Origin of the sequence: Flaviflexus sp., from assembly GCF_041440645.1 — a bacterium.
Lineage (GTDB): Bacteria > Actinomycetota > Actinomycetes > Actinomycetales > Actinomycetaceae > Flaviflexus.
Map to the genome: position 1 here is coordinate 1 of NZ_JASDVN010000013.1, position 22,768 is coordinate 22,768.

The 22,768-nt window shown below is 60.4% G+C and carries 21 protein-coding genes; 12 read left to right on the top strand and 9 right to left on the bottom strand.

Annotated features, from left to right (window positions below; translation table 11 throughout):
* Nucleotides 1-207 (bottom strand): hypothetical protein (locus QMB98_RS01760; RefSeq protein WP_371683920.1); only part of this gene is annotated, 207 nt, incomplete at its 3' end.
* Between the two features lie 80 nt (nucleotides 208-287).
* Between QMB98_RS01760 and QMB98_RS01765 the strand changes: the two genes are divergently transcribed.
* Genes QMB98_RS01765 through QMB98_RS01775 form a run of 3 tightly spaced genes read left to right on the top strand, consistent with a single transcriptional unit; the run spans nucleotide 288 to nucleotide 3,074 of the window.
* Nucleotides 288-1,079 (top strand): TrmH family RNA methyltransferase, encoded by a 792-nt coding sequence (locus tag QMB98_RS01765; protein ID WP_371683921.1) that lies wholly within the window; start codon nucleotides 288-290, stop codon nucleotides 1,077-1,079.
* 38 nt (nucleotides 1,080-1,117) lie between these two features.
* Entirely contained in the window at nucleotides 1,118-1,927 is an 810-nt protein-coding gene (locus QMB98_RS01770; RefSeq protein ID WP_371683922.1) for an SGNH/GDSL hydrolase family protein, read from the top strand.
* Nucleotides 1,928-1,985: 58 nt separating this feature from the next.
* Complete coding sequence (locus QMB98_RS01775; RefSeq protein ID WP_371683924.1) at nucleotides 1,986-3,074, top strand: NADH:flavin oxidoreductase/NADH oxidase; 1,089 nt, start codon at nucleotides 1,986-1,988, stop codon at nucleotides 3,072-3,074.
* Between the two features lie 217 nt (nucleotides 3,075-3,291).
* Here the strand turns inward: QMB98_RS01775 and QMB98_RS01780 are convergent, their stop codons facing one another.
* The 5 genes from QMB98_RS01780 to QMB98_RS01800 all read right to left on the bottom strand — a co-directional run bounded on the left by QMB98_RS01780 (nucleotide 3,292) and on the right by QMB98_RS01800 (nucleotide 8,555).
* Nucleotides 3,292-4,155, bottom strand: coding sequence for a ketose-bisphosphate aldolase (locus QMB98_RS01780; RefSeq protein ID WP_371683925.1), 864 nt, complete (start codon nucleotides 4,153-4,155; stop codon nucleotides 3,292-3,294).
* 233 nt (nucleotides 4,156-4,388) lie between these two features.
* Nucleotides 4,389-5,249 (bottom strand): sugar phosphate isomerase/epimerase family protein, encoded by an 861-nt coding sequence (locus tag QMB98_RS01785; protein WP_371683926.1) that lies wholly within the window; start codon nucleotides 5,247-5,249, stop codon nucleotides 4,389-4,391.
* A gap of 214 nt (nucleotides 5,250-5,463) precedes the next feature.
* Nucleotides 5,464-6,450: an inositol 2-dehydrogenase gene (iolG, locus tag QMB98_RS01790; RefSeq protein WP_371683927.1), complete on the bottom strand. Its 987-nt coding sequence runs from the start codon at nucleotides 6,448-6,450 to the stop codon at nucleotides 5,464-5,466.
* A 48-nt stretch (nucleotides 6,451-6,498) separates the two neighbouring features.
* Nucleotides 6,499-7,578: a transaldolase family protein gene (locus tag QMB98_RS01795; RefSeq protein ID WP_371683928.1), complete on the bottom strand. Its 1,080-nt coding sequence runs from the start codon at nucleotides 7,576-7,578 to the stop codon at nucleotides 6,499-6,501.
* A 218-nt stretch (nucleotides 7,579-7,796) separates the two neighbouring features.
* The gene (locus QMB98_RS01800) at nucleotides 7,797-8,555 is read right to left on the bottom strand and encodes a GntR family transcriptional regulator (protein WP_371683929.1); all 759 of its coding nucleotides are present in this window, start codon (nucleotides 8,553-8,555) and stop codon (nucleotides 7,797-7,799) included.
* 167 nt (nucleotides 8,556-8,722) lie between these two features.
* Here QMB98_RS01800 and iolC point away from each other — a divergent pair, with 167 nt between their 5' ends.
* The 6 genes from iolC (at nucleotide 8,723) to QMB98_RS01830 (ending at nucleotide 16,589) form a co-directional block, all read left to right on the top strand.
* Complete coding sequence (gene iolC, locus QMB98_RS01805) at nucleotides 8,723-9,721, top strand: 5-dehydro-2-deoxygluconokinase (RefSeq protein ID WP_371683930.1); 999 nt, start codon at nucleotides 8,723-8,725, stop codon at nucleotides 9,719-9,721.
* Nucleotides 9,718-10,584: a deoxyribose-phosphate aldolase gene (locus QMB98_RS01810; protein WP_371683931.1), complete on the top strand. Its 867-nt coding sequence runs from the start codon at nucleotides 9,718-9,720 to the stop codon at nucleotides 10,582-10,584. The genes iolC and QMB98_RS01810 overlap by 4 nt, the downstream gene beginning before the upstream one ends.
* The gene (gene iolB / locus QMB98_RS01815) at nucleotides 10,581-11,474 is read left to right on the top strand and encodes a 5-deoxy-glucuronate isomerase (RefSeq protein ID WP_371683932.1); all 894 of its coding nucleotides are present in this window, start codon (nucleotides 10,581-10,583) and stop codon (nucleotides 11,472-11,474) included. Before QMB98_RS01810 ends, iolB begins: the two co-directional genes overlap by 4 nt.
* On the top strand, nucleotides 11,475-13,367 hold the full coding sequence (gene iolD, locus QMB98_RS01820; RefSeq protein WP_371683933.1) for a 3D-(3,5/4)-trihydroxycyclohexane-1,2-dione acylhydrolase (decyclizing): 1,893 nt from the start codon (nucleotides 11,475-11,477) through the stop codon (nucleotides 13,365-13,367).
* A gap of 295 nt (nucleotides 13,368-13,662) precedes the next feature.
* Entirely contained in the window at nucleotides 13,663-15,159 is a 1,497-nt protein-coding gene (locus QMB98_RS01825) for a CoA-acylating methylmalonate-semialdehyde dehydrogenase (protein ID WP_371683934.1), read from the top strand.
* 473 nt (nucleotides 15,160-15,632) lie between these two features.
* Nucleotides 15,633-16,589, top strand: coding sequence for a carbohydrate kinase (locus tag QMB98_RS01830; RefSeq protein ID WP_371683935.1), 957 nt, complete (start codon nucleotides 15,633-15,635; stop codon nucleotides 16,587-16,589).
* A gap of 377 nt (nucleotides 16,590-16,966) precedes the next feature.
* On the opposite strand, the gene QMB98_RS01835 is transcribed toward QMB98_RS01830, so the two are convergent.
* Nucleotides 16,967-17,722: a sulfite exporter TauE/SafE family protein gene (locus tag QMB98_RS01835; RefSeq protein ID WP_371683936.1), complete on the bottom strand. Its 756-nt coding sequence runs from the start codon at nucleotides 17,720-17,722 to the stop codon at nucleotides 16,967-16,969.
* Between the two features lie 130 nt (nucleotides 17,723-17,852).
* On the opposite strand from QMB98_RS01835, the gene QMB98_RS01840 reads away from it, so the two are divergent.
* Nucleotides 17,853-18,986: a zinc-binding dehydrogenase gene (locus QMB98_RS01840; protein WP_371683937.1), complete on the top strand. Its 1,134-nt coding sequence runs from the start codon at nucleotides 17,853-17,855 to the stop codon at nucleotides 18,984-18,986.
* 549 nt (nucleotides 18,987-19,535) lie between these two features.
* Here QMB98_RS01840 and QMB98_RS01845 read toward each other — a convergent pair.
* Nucleotides 19,536-19,763 (bottom strand): hypothetical protein, encoded by a 228-nt coding sequence (locus QMB98_RS01845; protein ID WP_371683938.1) that lies wholly within the window; start codon nucleotides 19,761-19,763, stop codon nucleotides 19,536-19,538.
* A 65-nt stretch (nucleotides 19,764-19,828) separates the two neighbouring features.
* Nucleotides 19,829-20,062 carry a hypothetical protein gene (locus QMB98_RS01850; RefSeq protein ID WP_371683939.1) on the bottom strand — a complete coding sequence of 78 codons (234 nt, stop codon included), beginning with the start codon at nucleotides 20,060-20,062 and terminating at the stop codon, nucleotides 19,829-19,831.
* A gap of 451 nt (nucleotides 20,063-20,513) precedes the next feature.
* Between QMB98_RS01850 and QMB98_RS01855 the strand changes: the two genes are divergently transcribed.
* Both QMB98_RS01855 and QMB98_RS01860 read left to right on the top strand, forming a co-directional pair.
* Nucleotides 20,514-21,446: a sugar phosphate isomerase/epimerase family protein gene (locus QMB98_RS01855; protein ID WP_371683940.1), complete on the top strand. Its 933-nt coding sequence runs from the start codon at nucleotides 20,514-20,516 to the stop codon at nucleotides 21,444-21,446.
* Between the two features lie 307 nt (nucleotides 21,447-21,753).
* Nucleotides 21,754-22,761, top strand: a complete 1,008-nt coding sequence (locus QMB98_RS01860; protein WP_371683941.1) for a Gfo/Idh/MocA family protein — start codon at nucleotides 21,754-21,756, stop codon at nucleotides 22,759-22,761.
* Nucleotides 22,762-22,768: the final 7 nt, after the last annotated feature.

A 22,768-nucleotide genomic window follows, 5' to 3' on the forward strand; every position in this document is an offset into this window, starting at 1 on the left:
TGCGCGCGGAGCCGGCCACGGGTACGGTGTTGTAACCGAGCCAAAGCGGTAGACATCGATTTTGTTTGCCTTCAAATCCTTTTTTGACCGCCAGGTCAGCAGCTCGGGCCGCCACACGCCGCCCCCACTTGCCATATCCGATCCAGTGAGAAAATCCGCTCGTTCCTTGAGCCCACTTTTCCCGGCAACACTCGCCACTTCTGCCATTCCCCGTCTCGCGGCTCAAGCCCTCACGTCCCTTTCTCCTGCCATCTCTTTTCTCCCCGTCGATTTCTTGAAAGAAGCACATGCGTAAGTATCACGACTCGCTCACCGGACAGCTCCAGAAGGTTCAGGGCCTGTACCAGGCGAAGAACCGGTCGACCTTCTCCCAGGAGATCGCCGAAGGGCCGCAGGCCGTCCGGGAGGCACTGACGTGGGCGGGGGAGCGCGTGCGTGACGTGTACCTGACCGAAGAAATCTTTGAACGTCACCCCGAGTTTGCGGAACTGACGGACGGGTACTGGACCCACGTTGTTCCCGAACGCATCCTGGTCCAGGTGTCCTCCGACTGCCAGGGCATCCTCGCGGTCCTCAACACGGAGGCACATCCCGACATCGACGAGCTCTTTGAGGACACCAATCTTGCGATCCTGGGGGTGGAGATGCAGGACCCGGGTAACGCGGGCACCGTCATTCGCACCGCCGACGCCGCAGGAGCCGGAGCCGTGTTCTTCGGTACCGGTTCGGTCGATCTGAACTCGCCCAAGGTGATTCGTTCCGCTGCGGGATCCACCTACCATGTTCCTGCCGCCACCAACCTGGATCCCCGCACGGTCATTGCCCGCGCCAAGGCACACGACTTCCAGGTCATTGCCGCAGACGGCGCGGGAGACCTCGTACTCGGGGACTCCCAGCTTGACCTTGCTCAGCCCACCCTGTGGGTGCTGGGCAACGAGGCACGCGGGCTCACGCCCGACCTCCTCGATCGCTGCGACCTCACGGTATCCATTCCGATCGCGGGTAATGCCGAGTCGCTCAACGTGGCAACGGCCGCCGCCGTCCTGCTCTACGCGAGCGTTCTCGCACGCCGGTTCTAGACTGGACTATCCTGGGGAAGGAAAGAGAGGGTTCATTCATGTCAAAGATGAGAACCGCCTTCCTCGGAGCAGGCGCAGTCATAGCGGGTAGCCAGGTCATCGCGAATAGGGCGAAGCGAGTAGCTAACCAGCGCAAGCCGTTCGCCAGGTACTGGGAGCAATCCAACCTTGCGGTTGTGTCCAAGATTCACCGCAACCGGGAAGCCGGTATCGAGGACCCGCTGATTTTCGTTGCTCTCGGTGACTCTGCGGCCCAGGGGCTGGGAGCCGGCTACGTGTTCGATGGCTACGTGCCGAGACTCGCCGCCGCACTTGCCGACATCACGGGCCGTGAGGTCGCGCTCATCAACCTCTCCGTCTCGGGCGCGGTCATTCCCTCCGTTCTCACCCATCAGGTTTTGTCTCTCAAGGGACTCGAGACTCAGGTCGGCATCGTTCCCGACATTCTCACGTGCGACATTGGTGGTAACGACGTGAGCTACGGCGTGGATGACATGCTGCTTGCCGATTACGTGGCCGCACTGACAAGGTCGCTGCCCGAGGGCTCCTTCATCTCCGACGTGCCGTCCTTCGGTCCAGGTCCGCTGGGAAGCCGGGCAAAGGCCATCTCATCCATGATCCACTCGTACGCGGATCGCGATGGTCACCACCTCATTGAGCTGGACAACTTCACATCCTCCCTGCCTCTCATGAGCTACCTCTTCCGGTACCACGCAACAGACTTCTTCCACCCCAACGCACATGCCTACCAGCATTGGGCGCAGCTGTGGCTAGATCAAATCGCCCCGACCCTTGGAGCACCCACTGTCGAGGTGGCCGACGTCGGGCCCTACCAGCCCTGGGCGTAGCCCCGCAGGCAGCACCATCCCTCACCCCCTCACTTTCGTGAGCCTTGAAAGGACATCAGTGTCTCAACTGTTTTCTCCTATCACCCTGAAGAACGTGACCGTACGCAACCGTGCCTGGATGTCACCGATGTGCCAGTATTCGGCTGCCCCCTCGGGAGAGGACCTAGGTCGACCCAGCGACTGGCACTACGTGCACTACGCGAGCAGGGGATGGGGAGGGATTGGCGCGATCATTGTCGAGTCGACAGCCGTGACCGAGAACGGTCGCATCTCGCCCTTCGACCTTGCCATTCACAACGACGATCAGATTCCCTCGTTCACGAAGCTTGCCGAGCTCATCAAGTCGACCGGGGCCACCGCCGGAATCCAGCTCGGTCACGCGGGTAGGAAGGGGTCCGGCCCCCGCCCCTGGGACGAGCAGACCGTTCTTTACCCGTCGACCTCCGAGATCGGCTGGAACCCTGTGGCACCCTCAGCCATCCCGTTCTCCGACATGTACGAGACCCCGCACGAGCTGACCGAGGACGAGATCCAGGGCCTCATCGATTCCTACGCTCAGGCGGCCCGCAGGGCCGTCGAAGCGGGATTCGAGATCATCGAACTGCACGGAGCACACGGCTACCTCATCCACGAGTTTCTCTCGCCGCTCTCAAACCAGCGCACCGACCGCTGGGGCGAGGACAGGATGCTGTTCGGGCTCGAGGTCATCAAGGCAGTGCGCAAGGAAGTACCAGGTGCCCTCGCCATCCGGATCTCCGCCACCGACTGGTGCGAGTTCGCTGACGATGAGAGGGTGGGATGGACTGTGGCCGAATCGGTGGAGTTCATCGAACGCGCCAAGGAACTGGGACTCGACTTTGTCGACGTGTCTACTGGCGGCAACATCCCCAACATCAAGATCCCGGCCGGCCCCGGCTACCAGGTGCGTTTCGCCCGCGAGATCGCAAAGACTGGAGTCCCTGTCGGCAGCGTCGGTCTCATCACCGAGGCCACCCAGGCCGAACAGATCGTGCGCGACGGCGTCGATGTCGCGGTCCTTGGTCGCGTCCTGCTCTCCGATCCCTACCTGCCGCAGGCGTGGCGGACACGGCTGCGGGAGATGCCGGAGTTCGCCCAGCCCTACCACCGCCAGCTCATGCGCAGCTAGGAACCACGAGCTCGTGCGAAGCCAGACACCATGTCTGCTCGTGCTTAGCTAGGTAATGCCCACGGAGGTTGACCGCTTACGAGGGCATCACGTCCTCCGTGATACGCAAACGGCTGAGCAAAGGACAAGGCGGGGTAGAAGAAGCGGGAGCAAGTCCGCGACTCGCTCCCGCTTGGAATCTGGAGGAACTCTTGCCTGAGTTTCTGAGAAAAACCGACTACTTCTTGATGACGTTCTCGTAGAGGGTGTTGACGAGAACATCGAGGTTCTCCTCGACGGCCTTCGTTGCCTCAACGGTGAGGGGTGAGAACGTGAAGGTGTCCGGGTTAGCCTCAAGGAAGGACTGCACCTGCTCGAAGGACTGCTTGTCCGCGTAGGTGTAGTAGTTGATCTTGCGGACGCCGCGAGTGATGCATTCGCGGTACTCGGCCTCCGACAGGCCGGATGCTCCGTGCATGACGATCGGGACGCCGGTGCGCTCGCGCAGGGTCGAGATGAGCTCGAAGTTGAGCTGGGGATCTGCCTTGTAGAGGCCGTGAACGGTGCCGAAGGAGCAGGCGAGTGCCGTGACGCCGGAATCACGGACGAAGGACTCCGCCAGATCCGGTTCGGTGTAGAGGGTCTCGTTGCTCTCGCCGGAACCGATCTGTGCCCCGTCCTCGCGGCCGGGCATGACACCCAGCTCTGCCTCAACGCCGTAACCGTACTGGTTGGCGAGCTCGACGACCTGCTTCGTCACGGCCAGGTTCTCCTCGTAGGGGAGGCGGGAGGCATCGATCATGGCGGAGTTGAAGCCGACGTCGAAGCCGCGCTTGACGTACTCGAAGGACTCGCCGTGGTCGACGTGGACAACGAGAGGAGCGGTCGAACGCTTGGCGAGCTCAACCATGACCGGGCCGATGTCCTCGATCTTGTTGATCGTCTCGTGAACCTCAGCGTGCTGGATGATGAGGGGGATGTTGTACTTCTCCGCGGTGCGGATAGCAGCCAGCAGCATTTCGAACGTTGGAGTGTTGATCGCGGCGATGCCGACGTTGTTCTTCTCCGCGTATTCCAAAGCCTCGTGAAGACTGATGAGCATTATTCCTACCTCTACGTTGAGATCGTGCCGGGCTCTCGGTCAACTCCCGACTATTTTCATTATTTGGGTGAAAAACTCTAACTTCAAACAGTTATGAATGAGAAAAAGAGTATCCGTGACTGATAATACTCGGCCAGGCTGTGATTTGGAACATTGGGAGAGCAATGAAATATCGCCCACGACAGGTGGGCGATATTTTCAGCTCTCTTTACTCAGAAGTGCAAAAGCTGTGCTTAGGCGAGCGCTTGGAGCGCCTCGAAGGATGCTCGTGCGTTGTCGATGGGGCCCTCGCCGTCGGCGGGCTCCCCATCGATCATGATGTCCTGCTCGAGAACGTAGTAGCCGTCGAATCCGGCATCGTTCAGGGTGGACACGATGGTGGCGAAGTCGATGTCGCCCTGGCCGATGGGCGTGAACATGCCGGCGCGGATGCCCTCGCCCCACACGAGCTCACCGGGCAGGAGCTTGTCGGTCAGGTCCTTGCGGATGTCCTTCGCGTGCACGATCGAGACGCGATCCGCGTACTTCTTGGTCAGCTCGACAACGTCGGCTCCGCCGCACGCGAGGTGGCCGGTGTCGAGGCACAGGCCCACGGCCGAGTTGTCGAGAACCCGCTCAACCTCGTCGACGTTCTGGACCATCGTGCCCCAGTGAGGGTGAATGCAGGCGGTGACGCCGCGAGCGGCCGCCGCCTGGAAGATGCGGTCAAGGTTGGTGAAGAGCGTTGCCCAGCCATCCTCGGTGAGGACGGGACGATCGTCGTAGCCGTCGCGGCCAGAATCGGCAGCGAGAACAAGGTACGTGCCGCCGGCTACCTCAAAGGCATCGAGTTCCTTCTCGACGAGAGGAATGGGATCGAAGTCGGGATCGTGCATGATGGCCAGGAAGAACGCGCCAACGGGTTCCAGGCCGAACTCGCTCACGGCCTCTGCTCGCGCCTCGGCCTCGATCGGCAACCACCCCTGTGGACCGAACTCGGTCGCGGTCAGGCCGATCTCTTTCATTTCAGTCAGTACTCGCTCGGGGGTCATCTGGTATCCCCAACCCGGAACTTCGCATACTCCCCACGAAATGGGAGCGCCAGCAATCTTCATGGCGTGACATCCTTGTCTGTTGTGTTGTGTTGTGTGGTGTGGTGCGTCCTGGGGCTCGTGCTGGAGTGTTCAGGCGCCGCGTCACTGTGAGCTTCAGGAAAGCTGTGGGTGGGCAGGTGCGTACCTGCCCACCCTGGGAAGAGTAATACTCGTTGAGCACTCTCAACCCTGCGGTGCGTGGGCCGAAGCGTCCTGGTAAGCGGCCTACGCAAGATTAGAGATGGACGATGGTTCCCGTGCGTGCGGAGGTCTCGGCGGCCTCCGCAATCTCCAGTGCCTTCCTGCCATCCGTCACATCGGGGGACGGCTTGCGGCCCTGGGTGATGGCGGCGAGGAACTCGTCGAGTTCTGCAGAGTAGGCGGCCTCGTAGCGCGTGAGGAAAAAGTCGAGGTACGGATCCTTGGCTGCCGTGGCAGTCCCGGTCGAGACGCTCACGGTCGTGGGCCGGATGTTATCGGCATTGACCGTGGCCCTATCGCCAAAGACCTCAAGACGCTGATCGTAGCCGGAGGAGCAGTGGCGCGAGTTCGTGATTGTCGCGGTCGTGCCTTCGGCGTTGGTCAGGGTGATGATGGCGCCATCAAAGTCCCCGGTGTCCTTGAGGGCCGGATCCAGGTTCTGCCCGATGGCAACGACAGAGGTGATGTCGCCAAGGAAGAACCGTGCCATGTCGAAGTCGTGTATCGTCATGTCCTTAAAGATGCCGCCAGACGTGGCAATGTATTCCGGAGGTGGAGCGGCGGGATCGCGGGAGATGATCGTGACCTGCTCGACCTTACCCACGGTGCCATCGTCCACGAGGTCGTGGATCTTGGCGAAGGAAGGATCAAAGCGGCGGTTGAAGCCCATCATGACGGTCGGATCCAGGCCCTCGAGGTTCTTCTCGAGCTGATAGACAGTGTCGGTATCCATGGCCACCGGCTTCTCGCACAGAACAGGCTTACCGGCCTTGACACCGGCCAGGATCTGTTCCGTGTGGAAGGGCGTGGGGGAGCAGATGATGATGGCCTCAACCTCGGGATCCGAGATGAGTTCATCCGCACTCGTCGTCCATCGAGCTCCGGTCTGCTGCGCCAATGCAGACGCGGCACGCTCCACCGGATCCGAGATCGCCACGAGGGTGGCGTTCGGATGGGCGGAAACAGACCGCGCGTGCACGTGCGCAATCCGACCGGCTCCAATAATGCCAATCTTGATCACGTCAGTGTCTTTCTCTCGAAATTGAACTCCAGGAGGAGCGGACTCCCGCTACGGTGCAGGAAGGATGATGTCGCGTACGAGCTGATCGAGCGCGTTGTCTGCATCAAGGAACTGACGCAGGGTCTTGGCGGAGGGGCCGAAGCTTGCGAACTCGTCCACCGTCATGCCATCAACATCATATGCGCGGTTGAAGTCGGGAATGCGACGCAGCTGCTCGATGTAGTACTCATCGACCGGCTTGCTCATGCGCTCCTCGACGACGTAATCGGAGTCGTTGACCAGCTTCTGCCACTTGAACGGGGGAGAGACCACGAGGTCGCCACCCTGGAACTCGGTCCACTGGTAGGGGTTACGGAAGGCAGCGACGAGGAGGCGGGCGGTGTAGCCGCGCTCCTGGAAGACGCTGTAGGCCTTCTTGACTGCGGCAATGCCGGCCCACTCGAGAGCGGAGTAGTCAAGGAAGAGCTGATCGCGGGCCACAACCGACTTCAGCCAGTCATCGAGGCGACCGACCATGATCGTGACCACGGGTCCCATGGTCGAGACGTCGTGACCTGCCGTCTTGCGTGCCTCAAGGCCACGCTCGATGGCTGCGGCTGCCTCAACTGCCTGAGGAACCGAGAAGGACACGGTGACGTTGATGGAAACGCCGCGGGACGTTGCATCCTCGATGGCCTCAATGCCGGTCTTGGTTGCGGGGATCTTCACGACAATGTTGTCGGCAAGGTTGTGGAACTCTTCAGCCTGATCGGCGAGAGCCTTGGCGTTGCGGTGGAGGCGGGGATCCGTCTGCACCGAGAGGCGGCCGTTGCGGCCGTTGGAGGCCTTGAAGGCGGGCTCGAGCAGCTTGGCTGCCTCGACCGACATGTTCTTGACAGCCTGCCAACCGATCTCGGACTCCGACCAGGTCGGGTTCTCGTCGGCAATCTGGCGAATGCGATCGGTCCAGATGTCGGGGCGGTTGCTCAGCGTGGTGTAGGCGATCTGTGGGTTGCAGGTGGCGCCAACGCCACCGAACGAGATGGACTGGGTCAGTTCATCGAGATCGGACGAGTCGTTCCACAGCACTGTCGGGAACTGCTTGGTGGCCTCGTACAGGGGGCCATCGGTGTACGTGATTTCACTCATGTGTCTTGCTCCTGGGCTAATCCACCGCAATTCCCGTCGTTGGGGCAGTGGGTTTAATCCTGAGTGTATGGACATGTCAGTCCCATGTCAATACTTTGTATGTACAAACTGGGGAATGTGACTCATTTGTCTCATTGCGGACTGATCGCATTGCACTGATGACCTCGAACTCTGTGTGAAAACCACTTGTTCTGACGTGATTCCGGCCCCGGTCTTTCCTAGTCGGCAACGAGCGGGATCGTCACGTTGTATTGGGAGGCGTCGTAGACGTGACGACCAAACTCGACAACGTCACCCGAGACGTCGTACACGGTGCGTTCCATGGTCATGAGCGCTGCGCCGGCCTCCAGTCCAAGCAGATCCGATTCCCGATCTGTTGCAATGCGTGCGCCGATAGTCTGGACCGCGGTCGACATCTTGACGTTGCGATCGGCCAGGCACTTGTAGAGACCGTTGTTCGAGAGCTCTGTGAGCGTTGGGGCGATCTTCGAGGGCAGCGTGTTGTGCATGATTCCCAGCGGAGAGTCGGTGATCCAGCGAAGGCGCACAATCGTCACGACCTCGTCACCCGCCGAAAAATTGAGCGGTTGAGCCTGGTCGTCGTTTGCTAGCTGGACCTGGTAGGACAGCACCTCCGTGCGGGTCTCGTAGCCGGCCGCCTCGAGATCCTCGTTGAGGCTGGTGAGGCCGATCTGGCGATGAACGTGGGTTGGTGTGACGCGCGTGCCGACGCCCCTCCTGCGCACGAGAAGGCCGCTGTTGACCAAGTCCTGCAGCGCCCTACGCGTCGTCGGGCGGGAAACCCCGAGGCGATTGGCAAGGGAGACCTCGTCCTCGATGAGTCGTCCGGGCTCAATTGCTCCCGACATGATGAGCCGCGTGAGGGGCTCTGCAATCTGCTGGTACAGGGGAGTGGTCGACCTGCGATCAAGGTGAATGTCAGCAATATAGGGGGTGTCGAGGGTTGTATCGCTCATGTTTGTGCCGGCCTTTGTTCGGGGATGGAGATAACAATAGCGCGAATTCTCCCGCAAATGTCCTCATTCTTGAAAAAACTGCTGGGAACTCGCACTTCGTAATGTTAGGACAAAGGCTTGACTATGGGTAACAAGTGAGGGATGATCAGAGTGTACTTCCCTCAAGGATGCGGAAAGGAGTCGCGATGAGCGCGGCAAACATCGAGGTTCTGACGATCGGTCGGTCAGGGGTTGATATTTACCCCTTGCAGACTGGTGTTGGTCTCGAGGAAGTGACGTCATTTGGTAAGTTCCTTGGTGGATCTCCCACCAACATCGCTGTTGCGGCCGCCCGGTTGGGCCACACCTCGGCAGCAATCACCGGGGTCGGCGACGACCCGTTTGGTCGTTTTGTTCGCATGGAAATGCGCAGGCTCGGGGTCTCGGACGAGTTCGTTGTTGAGAACAAGGATTTCAACACCCCCGTCACCTTCTGCGAGATCTTCCCGCCGGACGACTTCCCGCTCTACTTCTACCGCGAGCCATCCGCTCCGGACCTTCAGCTCCGACCCGAGGACATTCCGACCGAGGCAGTGAAGAACGCCAAGGTGTTCTCCCTGTCCGGCACCGGACTATCGGTTGAGCCTTCCCGTTCCGCCCACCTGCACGCACTGAACATTCGCAACAAGCAGGGCTGGACGATCGCCGACCTAGACTACCGCCCCATGTTCTGGGCGTCGGAAGAAGAGGCCTCCACGCACATCGGTAGCGTTCTCGAGCACGTCAACGTTGCCGTCGGCAACCGCGACGAGTGCCGCATCGCCGTTGGTGAGGTTGAGCCGGACCGCGCTGCGGACGCCCTACTCGAACGCGGCGTCGAACTCGCCATCGTCAAGCAGGGACCCAAGGGCACCCTGGCGAAGACCGCGGATGAGCGGATCGAGGTTCCCGTGACCGCCGTTGAGACAGTCAACGGACTCGGCGCAGGCGATTCTTTTGGTGGCTCGCTCGCTCACGCCCTCATCATGGGTTGGGATTTCCCCAAGGCCATCCAGTTCGCATCGACCGCAGGCGCCATCGTCGTGTCCCGCCTCGAGTGCTCGACCGCCATGCCCGTCGAATCGGAAGTCTTCGACCTCATTGCGAAGAACCCGGGTTCCGCTCCCGTGGTGGAGGCCCGCCGATGATCGACGTCAACACTCTGACAGATGTACGCGCCTACGAGCCGGAGCGCATTGCGCAGGCTCTGTCGAACCGCGTTCCCGGCCCGGGTCCCATCCCGGGCAAGAAGCAGATGATCATTGCTTGCGACCACGCGGCCCGTGGCGCGCTCGGCGCGGGTGGGGATCCCCTCGCCATGGCGGATCGTCGCGATCTCCTCGAGCGCTGTGTGGCGGCACTGAACAGGCCCGGAGTCACTGGCTTCCTTGGCACCGCCGACATGATTGAGGATCTCGTTATTCTTGGTGCACTGGACGGCAAGGATGTCTACGGCTCCATGAACCGGGTGGGTCTGCAGGGTGCCTCGTTCGAGATGGACGACAGGTTCAACTGCTACGACACGCAAGGAATCGTGAATGCGGGACTCGAGGGTGGAAAGACCCTCACCCGCATCAATCTCGATGATGCTGGCACCGCCGTTACCCTCGAAGCAACCGCCAAGGCCGTCGATGAAATGTCCGCCGCCGGCAAGCGGCTCATGATTGAGCCCTTCATCTCGACCTGGGTCGATGGAAAGATCCAGAACGACCTGTCTCCCGACGCCGTCATCAAGTCCATCGCCATCGCCCAGGCCCAGGGCCGGAGCTCCGCGTACACGTGGCTCAAGCTTCCCTGCGTCGACGAAATGGAACGAGTCATGGCGTCGACCACCCTTCCCTCCCTTATCCTTGGGGGAGAGGTTCCCGACGATCCGGATGCGGCATTTGGTCAGTGGGCAGATGCCCTCACGCTACCGAACGTGCTCGGCCTGGTCATTGGGCGATCGCTACTGTACCCGAACGATGACGATGTCGAACGGGCCGTTGACAATGCTGTGGAGCTGCTATGAACGAAAACGATAAGTACCTCATCAAGGCCGGCGAGAGCGCCGAAGGTAAGTTTGACACCGTGATCACGACCGAGCGCGCGGGCTGGGAGTTCTGCTCCCTCAAGATTGCCGCGCTGAAGGCCGGTGAATCCGAGACTGTTGAGACCGGCGAGACCGAACTGCTCGTCCTGCCCCTGTCCGGTAGCGCAACCGTGAGCGTCGATGGAACGGACTACGAGCTTGCGGGACGCGACTCGGTCTTCACCGACATCACCGACTACATCTTTGTACCCAGGGGCAAGACCCTGACGGTCACGGCTAAGACGGATGGTCGCTTCGCGTTGCCCGCCACGAAGGCATCGAAGAATCTGTCGGTTCGCTACTGTCCTCGCGACGAGGTCAAGACCGGCATCCGCGGTTCCGGAATCATGACCCGCCAGGTCAACAACTACGCCCTCGGCAACGACGTCGAGACCTCCCACCTTCTCGTGTGCGAGGTGCTGACCCCCGGTGGCAACTGGTCCTCCTACCCGCCCCACAAGCACGACGTTCACTCGGACGATGAGCGGGTCCTTGAGGAGATCTACTACTTCGAGATCCGCGATGGCGGACCGAACAACGAAACCGAAGGCTTCGGCCTTCAGCGTGTCTACTCTTCCCCAGGCAAGGATATCGATGTCTGCGCCGAGGTGCGCAGCGGCGACACGATTGTCGTTCCCTGGGGTTACCACGGCCCGTCAGTGGCCGCTCCCGGTCACGACATGTACTACCTGAACGTCATGGGTGGGCCCGCGGAGGACTCCATCTGGCTCATGACTGACGATCCCTGCCACACCTGGCAACGCCAAGCATGGGAAGGGGACGACATCGATCCCCGCGTCCCCTTCATCCCACTCAACGAGGAGAACTAAATGTCATTTGAAACTGTCCGGTTGACCGTTGCTCAGGCAACGATCCGCTTCCTCGTGAACCAGTACTCGGAAAGGGACGGCGTTGAACAGCGTTTTTTTGCCGGCACCTTTGGCATCTTTGGTCACGGTAACGTCGCCGGCCTCGGCCAGGCACTCCTGCAGAACGAACTCGATCCCGAGCCAGACGGCGGCTCCATGCCCTACTACATGCCCCGCAACGAGCAGGGTCAGGTCAATGCCGCGGCCGCCTTCGCGACCGCGAAGAACCGTCTTCAGACCATGGTCTGCACCTCGTCGATTGGCCCCGGTGCCCTCAACATGGTGACCGGCGCAGCCGTCGCCACAACGAACCGCGTCCCGGTTCTCTTGCTTCCCTCGGATCAGTTCGCAACCCGCTACCCGGATCCGGTGCTCCAGCAGATTGAGAACGCTCAGACCCTCGATACGACCGTCAACGACGCGTTCCGTCCCGTCTCGGTGTTCTTCGACCGCATCAACCGCCCCGAGCAGCTCCTCCCGAGCCTCATGCAGGCGATGCGTGCGCTGACCGACCCGGCCGATACCGGAGCCGTCACCCTCGCCATGCCCCAGGACGTACAGGCCGAGGCATTCGACTTCCCGGTCGAGGCATTCAACAAGAGGGTCTGGCACATCCGCCGCGATCCGCTGGAGAAGGCCGCACTCAACCGCGCAGTCGAGATCATCAAGAACGCGAAGAAGCCCCTCGCCATCGCCGGCGGCGGCGTCATCTACTCCGAGGCATCGCAGGAGCTCCGCGCATTCGCATCAGCGACCGGCATTCCCGTCTCCGACACCCAGGCCGGCAAGGGCGCCATCAACCACGACTCCCCGCAGTCCGTCGGTGGCGTTGGTTCGACCGGTTCCTTCTCGGCCAACAACCTCGCCAACGAGGCTGACGTCATCATCGGTATCGGCACCCGCTACTCCGACTTCACGACGGCTTCCCACACCCAGTTCAAGAACGAGGCCGTCAAGTTCGTCAATATCAACGTCAAGGCGTTCGATGCCGTGAAGAACGGCGGCGAGATGCTCGTGGCGGATGCTCGCGAGGCACTTGTCGACCTGACCGCCGCTCTCGAGGGCTACCACGTCTCCGACGAGTACGCAGAGCGCATTGCCTCCGAGAAGGAGGCGTGGGACAAGGAGGTGGATCGCTGCTACCACCTCGATCACAAGCCGCTCCCGTCCCAGCTCGAGGTCTTCGGTGCCCTCAACGAGATGATGGGTGACAACGACGTTGTCATCAACGCAGCGGGCTCCATGCCCGGCGACCTCCAGGCACTCTGGCGGGCCAAGACCCCGGTCCAGTACCACGTTGAGTACGCGTTCTCGACCATGGGCTACGAGATCCCGGCAGCCATGGGCGTGAAGATGGCGCTCCCGGATTCCGAGGTTGTCGCCATCGTCGGTGACGGCACCTACCAGATGCTTCCCATGGAGCTGGCCACCATTGTCCAGGAGGGCCTCAAGGTCATCTTTGTTCTCCTGCAGAACTTCGGCTACGCATCGATCGGCGGTCTCTCCGAGTCTCGCGGTTCCCAGCGCTTCGGCACAAGGTACCGCATGGGTGGCGGCAACCCCCACAACCAGGAAGGCGATTACCTTCCCGTTGACCTTGCCGCCAACGCCGAGTCCTGGGGTCTCCAGGTCCTCAAGGTCAAGACCATCGACGAGTTCAAGGAAGCCTACCGTGAGGCCGAGGCCTCCGATCGCGCAACCATGATCTACATCGAGACCGACCTGTACGGCCCCAACCCTCCGGCAACCTCCTGGTGGGACGTCCCTGTGTCTGAAGTCTCCCGCATCGAGTCCACGCAAGAGGCCTACAAGGAGCACGTCAAGAACCGAGCACCGCAGAGGCACTACTTCTAGGTCGCGCGTTTCCAATACTCCGCAGCGCGGGGGGAGTGTTTACACGTCTCGCTCTCTCCCGCGCTCGGGAACTCTCGCGGCTGGCAGAATGCGGCGACGCAGGGCAGGCCAGTCGCGAGGCACATGGGCGGTTCATTGAGCCGCCCATTTTCGGGTGCTCGCGCACGAGATTTGTCATGTTAAGAATTCATGCCAGTGATCTATCCCATTTGTTAGTACAAATGACTTAGGTCCTGTACACTGGTGTCAATGGCAGCCGCACACGAGCGGCATGAACGCAACAAGGAGTTCAATCGTGAAGACAATTCAGCATTGGGTCGATGGAGAGCTGTACACCGGTACCCCCGAAGGCACCATCCCCGTGGAAAACCCCGCCACCGGCGAGATCGAGGGCGAGCTGCTTGCATCGTCCGCAGCCGACCTGGACCACGTCGTCGAGGTCGCTACCCGCGCACAGAAGGAGTGGGCCAAGGTTTCGCTCGCTCGCCGTACCGCGATCCTGTTCAAGATGAGGGAACTTGTTCTCGCCAACCAGGACGAGTTGGCCAAGGCCATCGTCGCCGAGCACGGCAAGGACTACTCGGACGCAATTGGTGAGATCCAGCGCGGACGCGAAACCCTCGACTTTGCGTGTGGCATCAACGTCGCACTCAAGGGCGAGTACTCGTCCGACGTCTCCACCGGTGTCGACGTCCATTCCATCCGTCAGGCAGTCGGCGTTGTCGCCGGCATCTGCCCCTTCAACTTCCCCGTCATGGTTCCGATGTGGATGCACCCCATCGCTCTCGCGACCGGTAACGCCTTCATCCTGAAGCCGGCCAGCCCGACCCCGACCGCGTCCCTCATCATCGCTCGCCTCTACAAGGAGGCCGGCCTGCCCGACGGCGTGTTCAACGTGCTGTCCGGTACTCGCGACTCCGTGACTCGCATCCTCGAGCACCCAGGCATCGACGCCATCTCGTTCGTTGGCTCCACCCCGGTCGCTCACATCGTCCAGGACACGGGTGTCACCCATGGCAAGCGTGTTCAGGCTCTCGGTGGTGCGAACAACCATGCAATTGTCCTGCCCGATGCCGACCTCGAGTTCGCAGCCAAGCACCTCTCCGCAGCCGCCTTCGGCGCAGCCGGCGAGCGTTGCATGGCTCTCCCAGTCGTCGTCGCAGTCGGTGGCGTTGGCGAGAAGCTCGCTCAGCTCGTCATGGGCAACGCAGAGAAGATCAAGGTCGGCTACGGCCTCGACGAGGGCGTCCAGATGGGCCCGGTCATCTCCGCCTCCGCCAAGTCCCGCATCGTCGGCCTCGTAGACGACGCTGAGAAGGACGGCGCGAACGTTGTTCTTGATGGTCGCGACCTCGTCATCGAGGGCAAGGAAGGCGGCCACTTCATTGGCCCGACCATCGTGACTAATGCTTCCACCGATTCCGATCTTTACAAGGAAGAGGTGTTCGGCCCGGTTCTCACGATCGTTGAGGCTGACACCTACGAAGAGGCCATCAACATCGTCAACTCCTCCGAGTTCGGTAACGGTGCTGCCATCTTCACCAACGATGGCGGCATGGCCCGCAAGTTCACCCTCGAGGTTGAGGCCGGTATGGTTGGCGTCAACGTGCCGATCCCGACCCCGGTTGCCTACTACTCGTTCGGTGGCTGGAAGGAATCGCTCCTCGGCGATCACCACATCCACGGACCCGAGGGCGTCCGCTTCTACACCCGTGCCAAGGCCATCACCACCCGTTGGCCCTCCGAGTCCGGTGCGTACGAAGCTTCGATGTCCTTCGCTCGCGAGGAGTAATCCTTTCCGTGAGAGCGCGTTGAACCAACCCTGTTCTCACACCTATCTCGAATAGCACCTTCGCATGTGGTTACGCTCCCCAATAGGGGAGCGTAACTGCGTTCAGGGTGCAGTGCGGGAGCGGCTCAAAGTCAGTGAGCCAGGAACTGACACTGACTGCGAGTAGGCTGCTGGCAGAAGATAGGGTGGAGTCTGCGAGGAGGTTGGTCGTTGCGAATTGGGTGGAGGCTGCGAGTTGGGCGGTGCTGGAGAGGCAGATGTTGCGTGGGTGATTGTGGCTGTAGGAAAGCTCGACGCATCATGCGCGGCATCTCCCACTTGGCAGGCGCGTTATTTCCCACTTGGCAGGGTACGGCTTTCGGATCTGGAGATGTGCAGGGCTATCGGTGGAATCTCAGGATATTCCCGGGTGCGCGGGGCCGACTTCGGATAAGCTGAAAAGCGCGAGACGATTGATCCGAGGGGAGCATCTCATGCAGCAGTCAACTGAATCGATCCTGTGTGTCGGTGAGGCGCTGATCGACATTGTCGATCGGAACGGTAAGAAGAGCGAGCACGTGGGCGGTAGCCCCATGAATGTCGCCACGGTCCTTGCCACCCTCGGTCACCCAACGTCCCTGGCCTCCTGGTGGGGAAATGATCGTCGCGGGCACGAGATCGAACGAGTCGCGGCCACCGCCGGCCTCCAGATCGTTCCCGGGAGCGATCGAGCAGAACGCACCTCTGTCGCGAACGCAACCGTTGACGAGACCGGTCATGCGACCTACGAGTTTGATCTGCTGTGGGAGGTGCCGAAGCTTCCGGAGCCCCGGGACATCACCCACCTTCATGTCGGCTCCATTGGTGCCACTCTCGAACCAGGCGGCACGGATGTCTTGAAGGCGGTCAAGAGAATGGTGATCCAGGGAACGGTCTCCTACGACCCGAACCTGCGCCCCGCCATCATGAGACGTCCCAGTAGCGTCAAGGCGCGGGTGGAAGAGATCGTTGCTCACTCCGACGTTGTCAAGGTGTCTGATGAGGACCTGGAGTGGCTGTACCCGAACACTCCGATCGAGGAGATTATGAGGAACTGGATCGCCAAAGGTCCGGGACTCGTGATCGTCACCCGCGGCCCCTGGGGTGCATACGCGAAACTCGGAGCTGATAGGGACATGCTCGTCATCGACGCACTCGATGTTGAACTGGCCGACACCGTGGGAGCGGGAGACTCTTTCATGGGTGGACTGATCTCCGGCCTCATCGATGCCGAACTCCTCGGTAGCGTCGCGGCAAAGGGTAACCTCAGATCTGCTCGCTGGCACGATGTTCAGCCGGCGCTCCACCGCGCAGTCATCTCATCTGGCCTCACAGTCAGCCAGGAGGGCGCCTACGCATCAACCCGCCAGGAAATCGAGAACGTCATCATTGCACAGCCCAACCTCAAGTGAGTCGAAGCAAGAATCACAAGTCAGCTGACACTAGATCCAGAGAACCGCTTGCCGACAGGCTGTGTTTCACACGAATCCTGGAATGGTGATTGCTTTTCGGGGCGAGTGAGTTGCCGCTCCCACAGGAACAGCACGGGCCAAGAAGACGAGCTCTCATCTTTGTTGTGGCGCCATTGCCTGAGCCTTCTTGATGTCGCAATGCTCCTTATACCTATGCTCATGCACTTAACGCCGTGCGGTCCTGCTCAAAGAGGAAACCGGAGTCGATGAACTTGGGTCGACGAACTTGAGTCAATGGACCTGGCTAGGTGGATGTGGGTCGATGGACTTGGGTTCTTGGGCTCGGGTGGATGGTCGGCGCAGGTGAGTGCTTAGAGTCAGCCCACAAGCAAGTAGAACGCGGACACCACGGTGAGGCCGATGATGATGGCGTTGAAGACCTTCTGGTTAATTTGTTTGACGATGATCTTGCCAATAAAGGCACCGATGAGAACAACGGGAATGAGAATGGCTGCGGTCGTGAGGATCTCAGCATTCATGAGACCAATTCCGGCAGAGAAGGGCAACTTGATGACATTGACGGTGAAGAAGAACCACGCCTGAGTCCCAAGGAACCTCCTCATGTCAAAACCCGAAGCAATGAAATAGAGGTTCATGACGGGACCGCCCGAGTTTGCCGCCATCGTCGTAAACCCGCCCAGCGCTCCATACAGGGAACGAATGGAACGCCTCGCGAAGAGCTCCCTGATGGTCTCTCCCGATTCTCGCTTCATGAGCAATAGGGTCAGCACCATGAGGAACAGAAGAATGATGCCGATCGAGCGGCGCATGACATCATCGCTCACGAAATAGAGGAACAGGGCACCAAGGGCCACCCCGACCACGACGGACGGGATGAGCTTCTTGAGGATCGCCCAGTCAGCATCGTGGAAGTACATGCGGATCGCTATGAGGTCACCAACGAGTAGCAGGATGAGAAGCGCTGCGGTCGACTCTCGCGCGGGCAGGACCGCAGCAAACAAGGCCACCGAAATAGTGACAATTCCGGGAAGTGCCGTCTTGCCGATACCGACGAACAGAGCGGCCAAGACAATCGCGGCCCACGCGATCGGCTCAAGGGCGGGTATTACCATGCGCATCCACTTTCAGAAAAGCAATTCAAAAATGTAAGTACAAAGTCCTTTCTTTGTGCTTACATTTAAGCTTACACTTATCTTAAGGCAACGGTACTGAGTTCGCCCGAGTCGTTCCAATGGAGGAAACATGTCTGTTCAGATACCCGAGACAATGAGAGCGTCCGTTCTTCGCGATGTCGAGAAGGGACTACAGGTCGAGGAGATTCGCACTCCCCACCCACGAGCAGGTGAGGTACTCGTCAAGGTACGCGCTTGCGGAATGTGCCACTCCGATCTGCATGTCATTCACGGCAAGATCGCCTTCCCGCTTCCCGCGGTCCTCGGCCACGAGGTCAGCGGCGAGATCGTCGAAATCGGCCCCGGCAACGAGCACACCAATCTTAAGGTGGGCCAGAACGTCGCGGGAGCATTCCTCATGCCCTGCGGCCAGTGCGAAGCCTGTGCCGAAGGTCGCGACGACCTCTGCGGTCCCTTTTTCGACCTCAACCGCCTCAAGGGTCAGCTCTACGACGGTCAAACCCGACTCTTCGGCCTCGATGGCGAAGAGATCGCCCAGTACTCGATGGGTGCGCTCGCGGAGTATTGCGTGATTCCCTCCACGTCTGTCGCGCCGATCCCTGACAACGTCGATCCCGTCGCCGGCGCCATCATTGGCTGCGCCGTACTGACTGCTTACGGTGCGGTTCGTCGCGGCGCTGATCTGCACCACGGTGAAACCGTTGCGGTCGTGGCAACCGGTGGCGTGGGTTCCAACATCATCCAGATTTCTCGCGCCTTCGGTGCGAAGAAGGTCATCGCCATCGACATTGCCGATGACAAGCTTGAGGCGGCACGGGCACTCGGCGCAACCGATGTTGTCAACTCGACCACCGAGGATGTTCGTGAACGCGTCTTCGACATCACCGGCGGCAGGGGAGTGGACGTTGCCTTCGAGGCACTCGGCCGCCCCGAAACCTGGAACTCCGCCCTCGCTTCACTCAAGGACGGTGGCCGCATGGTACCCATCGGCCTCGGTGCTGGTGTGCAGACCGCCGATGTCGAGATCAATAGGACCGTGCGTCGTTCCCAGTCGATCATCGGATCCTACGGCGCCCGCACGCGCCACGACCTTCCTGCGGTCGTGGAGCTCGCAGCTGCCGACATCGTGAACTACAGGGACATCGTCTCGGCTCACTACTCGCTCGAGAACGTGGGCGAAGGATACGACCTGCTGGCTCAGGGCAAGATCCGTGGCCGCGCAGTCGTCGACATGAGTCTCTAAGAACCTCGCGACCCCATTCGCGTGGAACCTTGTCACCCCGATGTGTTGTGGCCCGGGGTGGCAGGGCGGGGATTGGCCTGGTGGGGCTGATAGGTCAATCCCCCAAAATCTTCCTTGAACCCAACGGGAGAACGGACTGGACCACCGTTCCCAGGCAGAACCCGGTTGCTGTGAGCAGTTTGCAGCAACCGGGGTTCGTCATTCCTGAGGAAACGGCTCCTCCGCTAGAAAGCGTTGCGCATGGGTCCGACTGTTCCGAGTAGCTCCGAGCGTTGCGAGCGGGCCCGATGCGTGTGAGCGGGTGCGATACTTCTAAGCGAATCCGATAGTTGCAAGCAGACACGACAGCTGCGAGGCCATCCGACGCTGTGAGGCGGTCCGAGAGTTGCTCGATACGAGGGGCAATGCGATAGCGCGCCCCGCGAGGTGGCGGCGTGAGCGGTGGGCCGGGGGAGTAAGCGCCTCGCGGGGGAGTGGACATAGAGCGAGGCCCCTTCGTGTGAAGGGGCCTCGGGAAGATTATGGGAGGCTGGAAGCCTCGGCTACGGGCTAGTTAGCCTCGTAGAGCTTCGTCAGGGTCAGCGCGAGGGCTGCGACGACGGTGCAGATACCGGTGGTGATGACCATGGCCGGATTTGAAAGCGCAATACCAGCAATAGCTCCAACGACCATGAGAACGATGGTGGCGAGGATTGCGGATGCGGTGACTCCCTCGATGCGGGGGGTCTCTCGGTACGCGAACGTAGCCGAGCTGAGTCCGTAAGTAATTGTCGACATGGCGTACTCCTTTTCTGTGTGACTGCTGGGCTGTGCCCGAAGCGGTCGGTTTTAGTTGTGAAGTCTTAGAGATCTTCGCCGAGGCCGGAGAAGATGATGAAGGGCATGGCGATCGCGGTGATTGCGCCTGCGATGAGGGTGACGATCGGTGCGCCCATGGCAACGCCAGCAACTGCAACGACGCCCATGAAAACGAGGAAGCCGATGAGTGCCTGGAAAGCGGTCCAGGTCTTGGTGACGATGACGTCCGATGCCTGGAAGTCTGCAACGTTTGCGCGTGCTTCGATGATGGTCGACATGATGGTGGTCCTTTTCAATTCGGTGCAGAGCTACGGGTGTGTGCTCTGCACATCCGTGTGCTCGATCCGATTGGACCGGTTCCGTTTGGAACACTTCAAGCATAGCAAGGAATGTAAGGATGTAAAGAGAACTTGCAGTAACTTGCGTCATAGTTTCAGAAACTAATTGCAGAAACCCTTGATATAGCAACAAAAAATCGGTATTCAATTTGTAAAGACAAACATACCTCTGCAAACTTTGCAAGATTCTGGTTGTTTGACCGAAAGCTGGTGAAACTTTGGTGATCTGACTTGTTGAATGGAGATTTCTTGAACCGGTCGCAGTGTAATCAATTTTCAAGCCGGTTTCAGAAGTTTGTTAGGTCAAAGCCTTGCCAGTTCGAGGGTTGTTGTTCTACAATCATTGGAGCGTGCCAATGAAGGTGGCGCCTACGAGATAGAGGGTAGAAAAATGACTTCAAAGGCGAAGAACACGAAGGATCCGAAGTACTCCAAGCTGACGATCGGTGTCTGTCCCGACCAATGGGGCGTGTGGTTCCCGGAGGATGAGAAGCAGATGGATCCCCGTCGCGCCATGGAAGAGATGGCGGAGGCGGGATTCGAGGTTCTCGAGACCGGTCCCTACGGATACTTCCCGAAGGATCCGAAGGAACTGCAGCGCTGGCTCGATGACACCGGCATGCGCGTCGTGGCCGGCACCGGCTGGGGCATCCTCCACAAGAAGGAAGCATGGGCGGAGACCGAGAAGACTTTCCGTGCGATTGCTGAAACCCACGCGGCTGTCGGTGCCGAGTATATCGTGCACCTTCCTCCGCTGTACCGCGACGACAAGACCTGGGAGTGGACCGATGATCGCGTCCTCTCAGACGATGCATGGAAGCTTTACGTCGACAACGCCAACCGCCTTGGTTCGATGCTGCTCGACGAGTACGGACTCAAGATGGTTCTGCACCCCCACGGTGACTCCCACATCGAGACCCCCGAAGAGATCGGCCGCATCTTCGAAGCAACCGATCCCAAGTACGTGAACCTCTGCCTGGACTCGGGCCACATTGTCTACGGCGGCGGCGATCCCGTGGAACTGGTCAAGCAGTACCCTGAGCGCATCACGTACGTCCACATCAAGGCATTCGATGAGGACATCACGCGCGAAGCACACGAGAAGGATTGGCCGTTCGGCGAGGCCGTTGCCAAGGGCGCATCGGTTCGTCCCCCGGCAGGTCTGCCCGAGATGCACGCCTTTGTCGATGCTCTCGCTGAGCTGAACAAGGATCTGTACGTCATCTGCGAGCAGGACTGCTACCCCTGCCCGCCCGAGTTCCCCAAGCCCAACGCGATCAAGATGCGTGAATACCTGGCCGAGTGCGGCCTCGGACTTCTCTAAGTCTCCAAAGGTGCGGGGCAGTTTGCCCCGCACCCTCCAACATGGCGCAAGCCCAGTCAATGGCGGCGTATGTCTAATCGCTTCGCGGTAAGAGCCCAACGTGGTGACGGTGCAAGCTTGACCACAATGCGGCGCAAGCCCAGCCCGGACCGCACGCTTGCTAAGGCATATAGGCGCAGCTAGATTCCGCGGAGCTCTGCTGACTTGCCGCAGTGATGAGCGCCCACACAACGCTTTACTTTGCACAATTCCGCACCAGAACAAACATTTATGCCCACCTCAGGGCTCTCACATTTAAGGAACAGACATGACAGTCAAAGTTGGTCTCATCGGATGTGGCGGCATGGGCCGCGCACACGTTGACCGCATCGTTAACGAACTGAGCGGCGCCGAGGTTGTTGCCGCAGCCGACCTCAATCTGGCAGCCGCCGAGGCCGTTGCCGAGCAGGTCGGTGGAAAGGCATACGGATCCGGCGCTGAGCTCATCGCCGATCCCAACGTCGATGCCGTCCTCATCGCAACCTTCGGTTCCGTCCACAAGGATGACGTCATTGCCGCGGTCAATGCCGGCAAGTACGTGCTCGTCGAGAAGCCCCTCGCAACCACCGCGGAGGACTGCCAGGCCATCCTCGACGCCGAGATCGCTGGCGGCAAGAAGCTCGTGACCGTTGGCTTCATGCGCCGCTTCGACAAGGCTTACAACGAGATCAAGGAGCTCGTTGATGGTGGCAAGTACGGACCGGTTCTGCTCGTGCACAACCGCCACCGTAACCCCTCGGTCCCGGACACCTACACGTCCCGCAACCTCATCGACGACACCGCGATCCACGAGATCGACACGATGCGTTGGATGACGGGGGAGGAGATCGTCAAGGTACGCACCGATAACGCCCGCAAGAGCTCCCGCGCACACGCAAAGCTCCAGGAACCCATCGTGCTCGTGTTCTACACCGAGTCAGGCATCCGCATCGATGACGAGGTCAATGTCAACCTCGAATACGGCTACTCCATCGAGTGCGAGGTCGTCATGGAGAACGCGGCCGCCAGCCTGGGTGACCAGGAAGGAATTCACATTCGCGATATCGAGGGTAATCGGAATAGAATGTGTCAGAGTCACATCGATCGCTTCCACGGGGCTTTCAACACCGAGGTTCAGTCCTGGATCAACGCGGTCGCTGCAGATACCCACACAGGGTCGACGGCCTGGGACGGCTATGCCGCAACCGCGGTCGTTGACGCCGCTCTCGCATCCCAAGATCAGGGCGGTATCGAAGTTGACGTCGAGCTTATTGAAAAGCCCGACTTCTACGCCTAGGGCTCCG

Coding starts and splice junctions, on each gene's coding strand:
- QMB98_RS01770 (WP_371683922.1), top strand. CDS start 1,118: ATGTCAAAGATGAGAACCGCCTTCCTCGGAGCAGGCGCAGTCATAGCG.
- QMB98_RS01795 (WP_371683928.1), bottom strand. CDS start 7,578: ATGAGTGAAATCACGTACACCGATGGCCCCCTGTACGAGGCCACCAAG.
- QMB98_RS01830 (WP_371683935.1), top strand. CDS start 15,633: ATGCAGCAGTCAACTGAATCGATCCTGTGTGTCGGTGAGGCGCTGATC.
- iolC (WP_371683930.1), top strand. CDS start 8,723: ATGCGGAAAGGAGTCGCGATGAGCGCGGCAAACATCGAGGTTCTGACG.
- QMB98_RS01785 (WP_371683926.1), bottom strand. CDS start 5,249: ATGAAGATTGCTGGCGCTCCCATTTCGTGGGGAGTATGCGAAGTTCCG.
- QMB98_RS01765 (WP_371683921.1), top strand. CDS start 288: ATGCGTAAGTATCACGACTCGCTCACCGGACAGCTCCAGAAGGTTCAG.
- QMB98_RS01800 (WP_371683929.1), bottom strand. CDS start 8,555: ATGAGCGATACAACCCTCGACACCCCCTATATTGCTGACATTCACCTT.
- QMB98_RS01850 (WP_371683939.1), bottom strand. CDS start 20,062: ATGTCGACCATCATCGAAGCACGCGCAAACGTTGCAGACTTCCAGGCA.
- QMB98_RS01840 (WP_371683937.1), top strand. CDS start 17,853: ATGTCTGTTCAGATACCCGAGACAATGAGAGCGTCCGTTCTTCGCGAT.
- iolD (WP_371683933.1), top strand. CDS start 11,475: ATGTCATTTGAAACTGTCCGGTTGACCGTTGCTCAGGCAACGATCCGC.
- QMB98_RS01835 (WP_371683936.1), bottom strand. CDS start 17,722: ATGGTAATACCCGCCCTTGAGCCGATCGCGTGGGCCGCGATTGTCTTG.
- iolB (WP_371683932.1), top strand. CDS start 10,581: ATGAACGAAAACGATAAGTACCTCATCAAGGCCGGCGAGAGCGCCGAA.
- QMB98_RS01855 (WP_371683940.1), top strand. CDS start 20,514: ATGACTTCAAAGGCGAAGAACACGAAGGATCCGAAGTACTCCAAGCTG.
- QMB98_RS01860 (WP_371683941.1), top strand. CDS start 21,754: ATGACAGTCAAAGTTGGTCTCATCGGATGTGGCGGCATGGGCCGCGCA.
- QMB98_RS01810 (WP_371683931.1), top strand. CDS start 9,718: ATGATCGACGTCAACACTCTGACAGATGTACGCGCCTACGAGCCGGAG.
- QMB98_RS01780 (WP_371683925.1), bottom strand. CDS start 4,155: ATGCTCATCAGTCTTCACGAGGCTTTGGAATACGCGGAGAAGAACAAC.
- QMB98_RS01845 (WP_371683938.1), bottom strand. CDS start 19,763: ATGTCGACAATTACTTACGGACTCAGCTCGGCTACGTTCGCGTACCGA.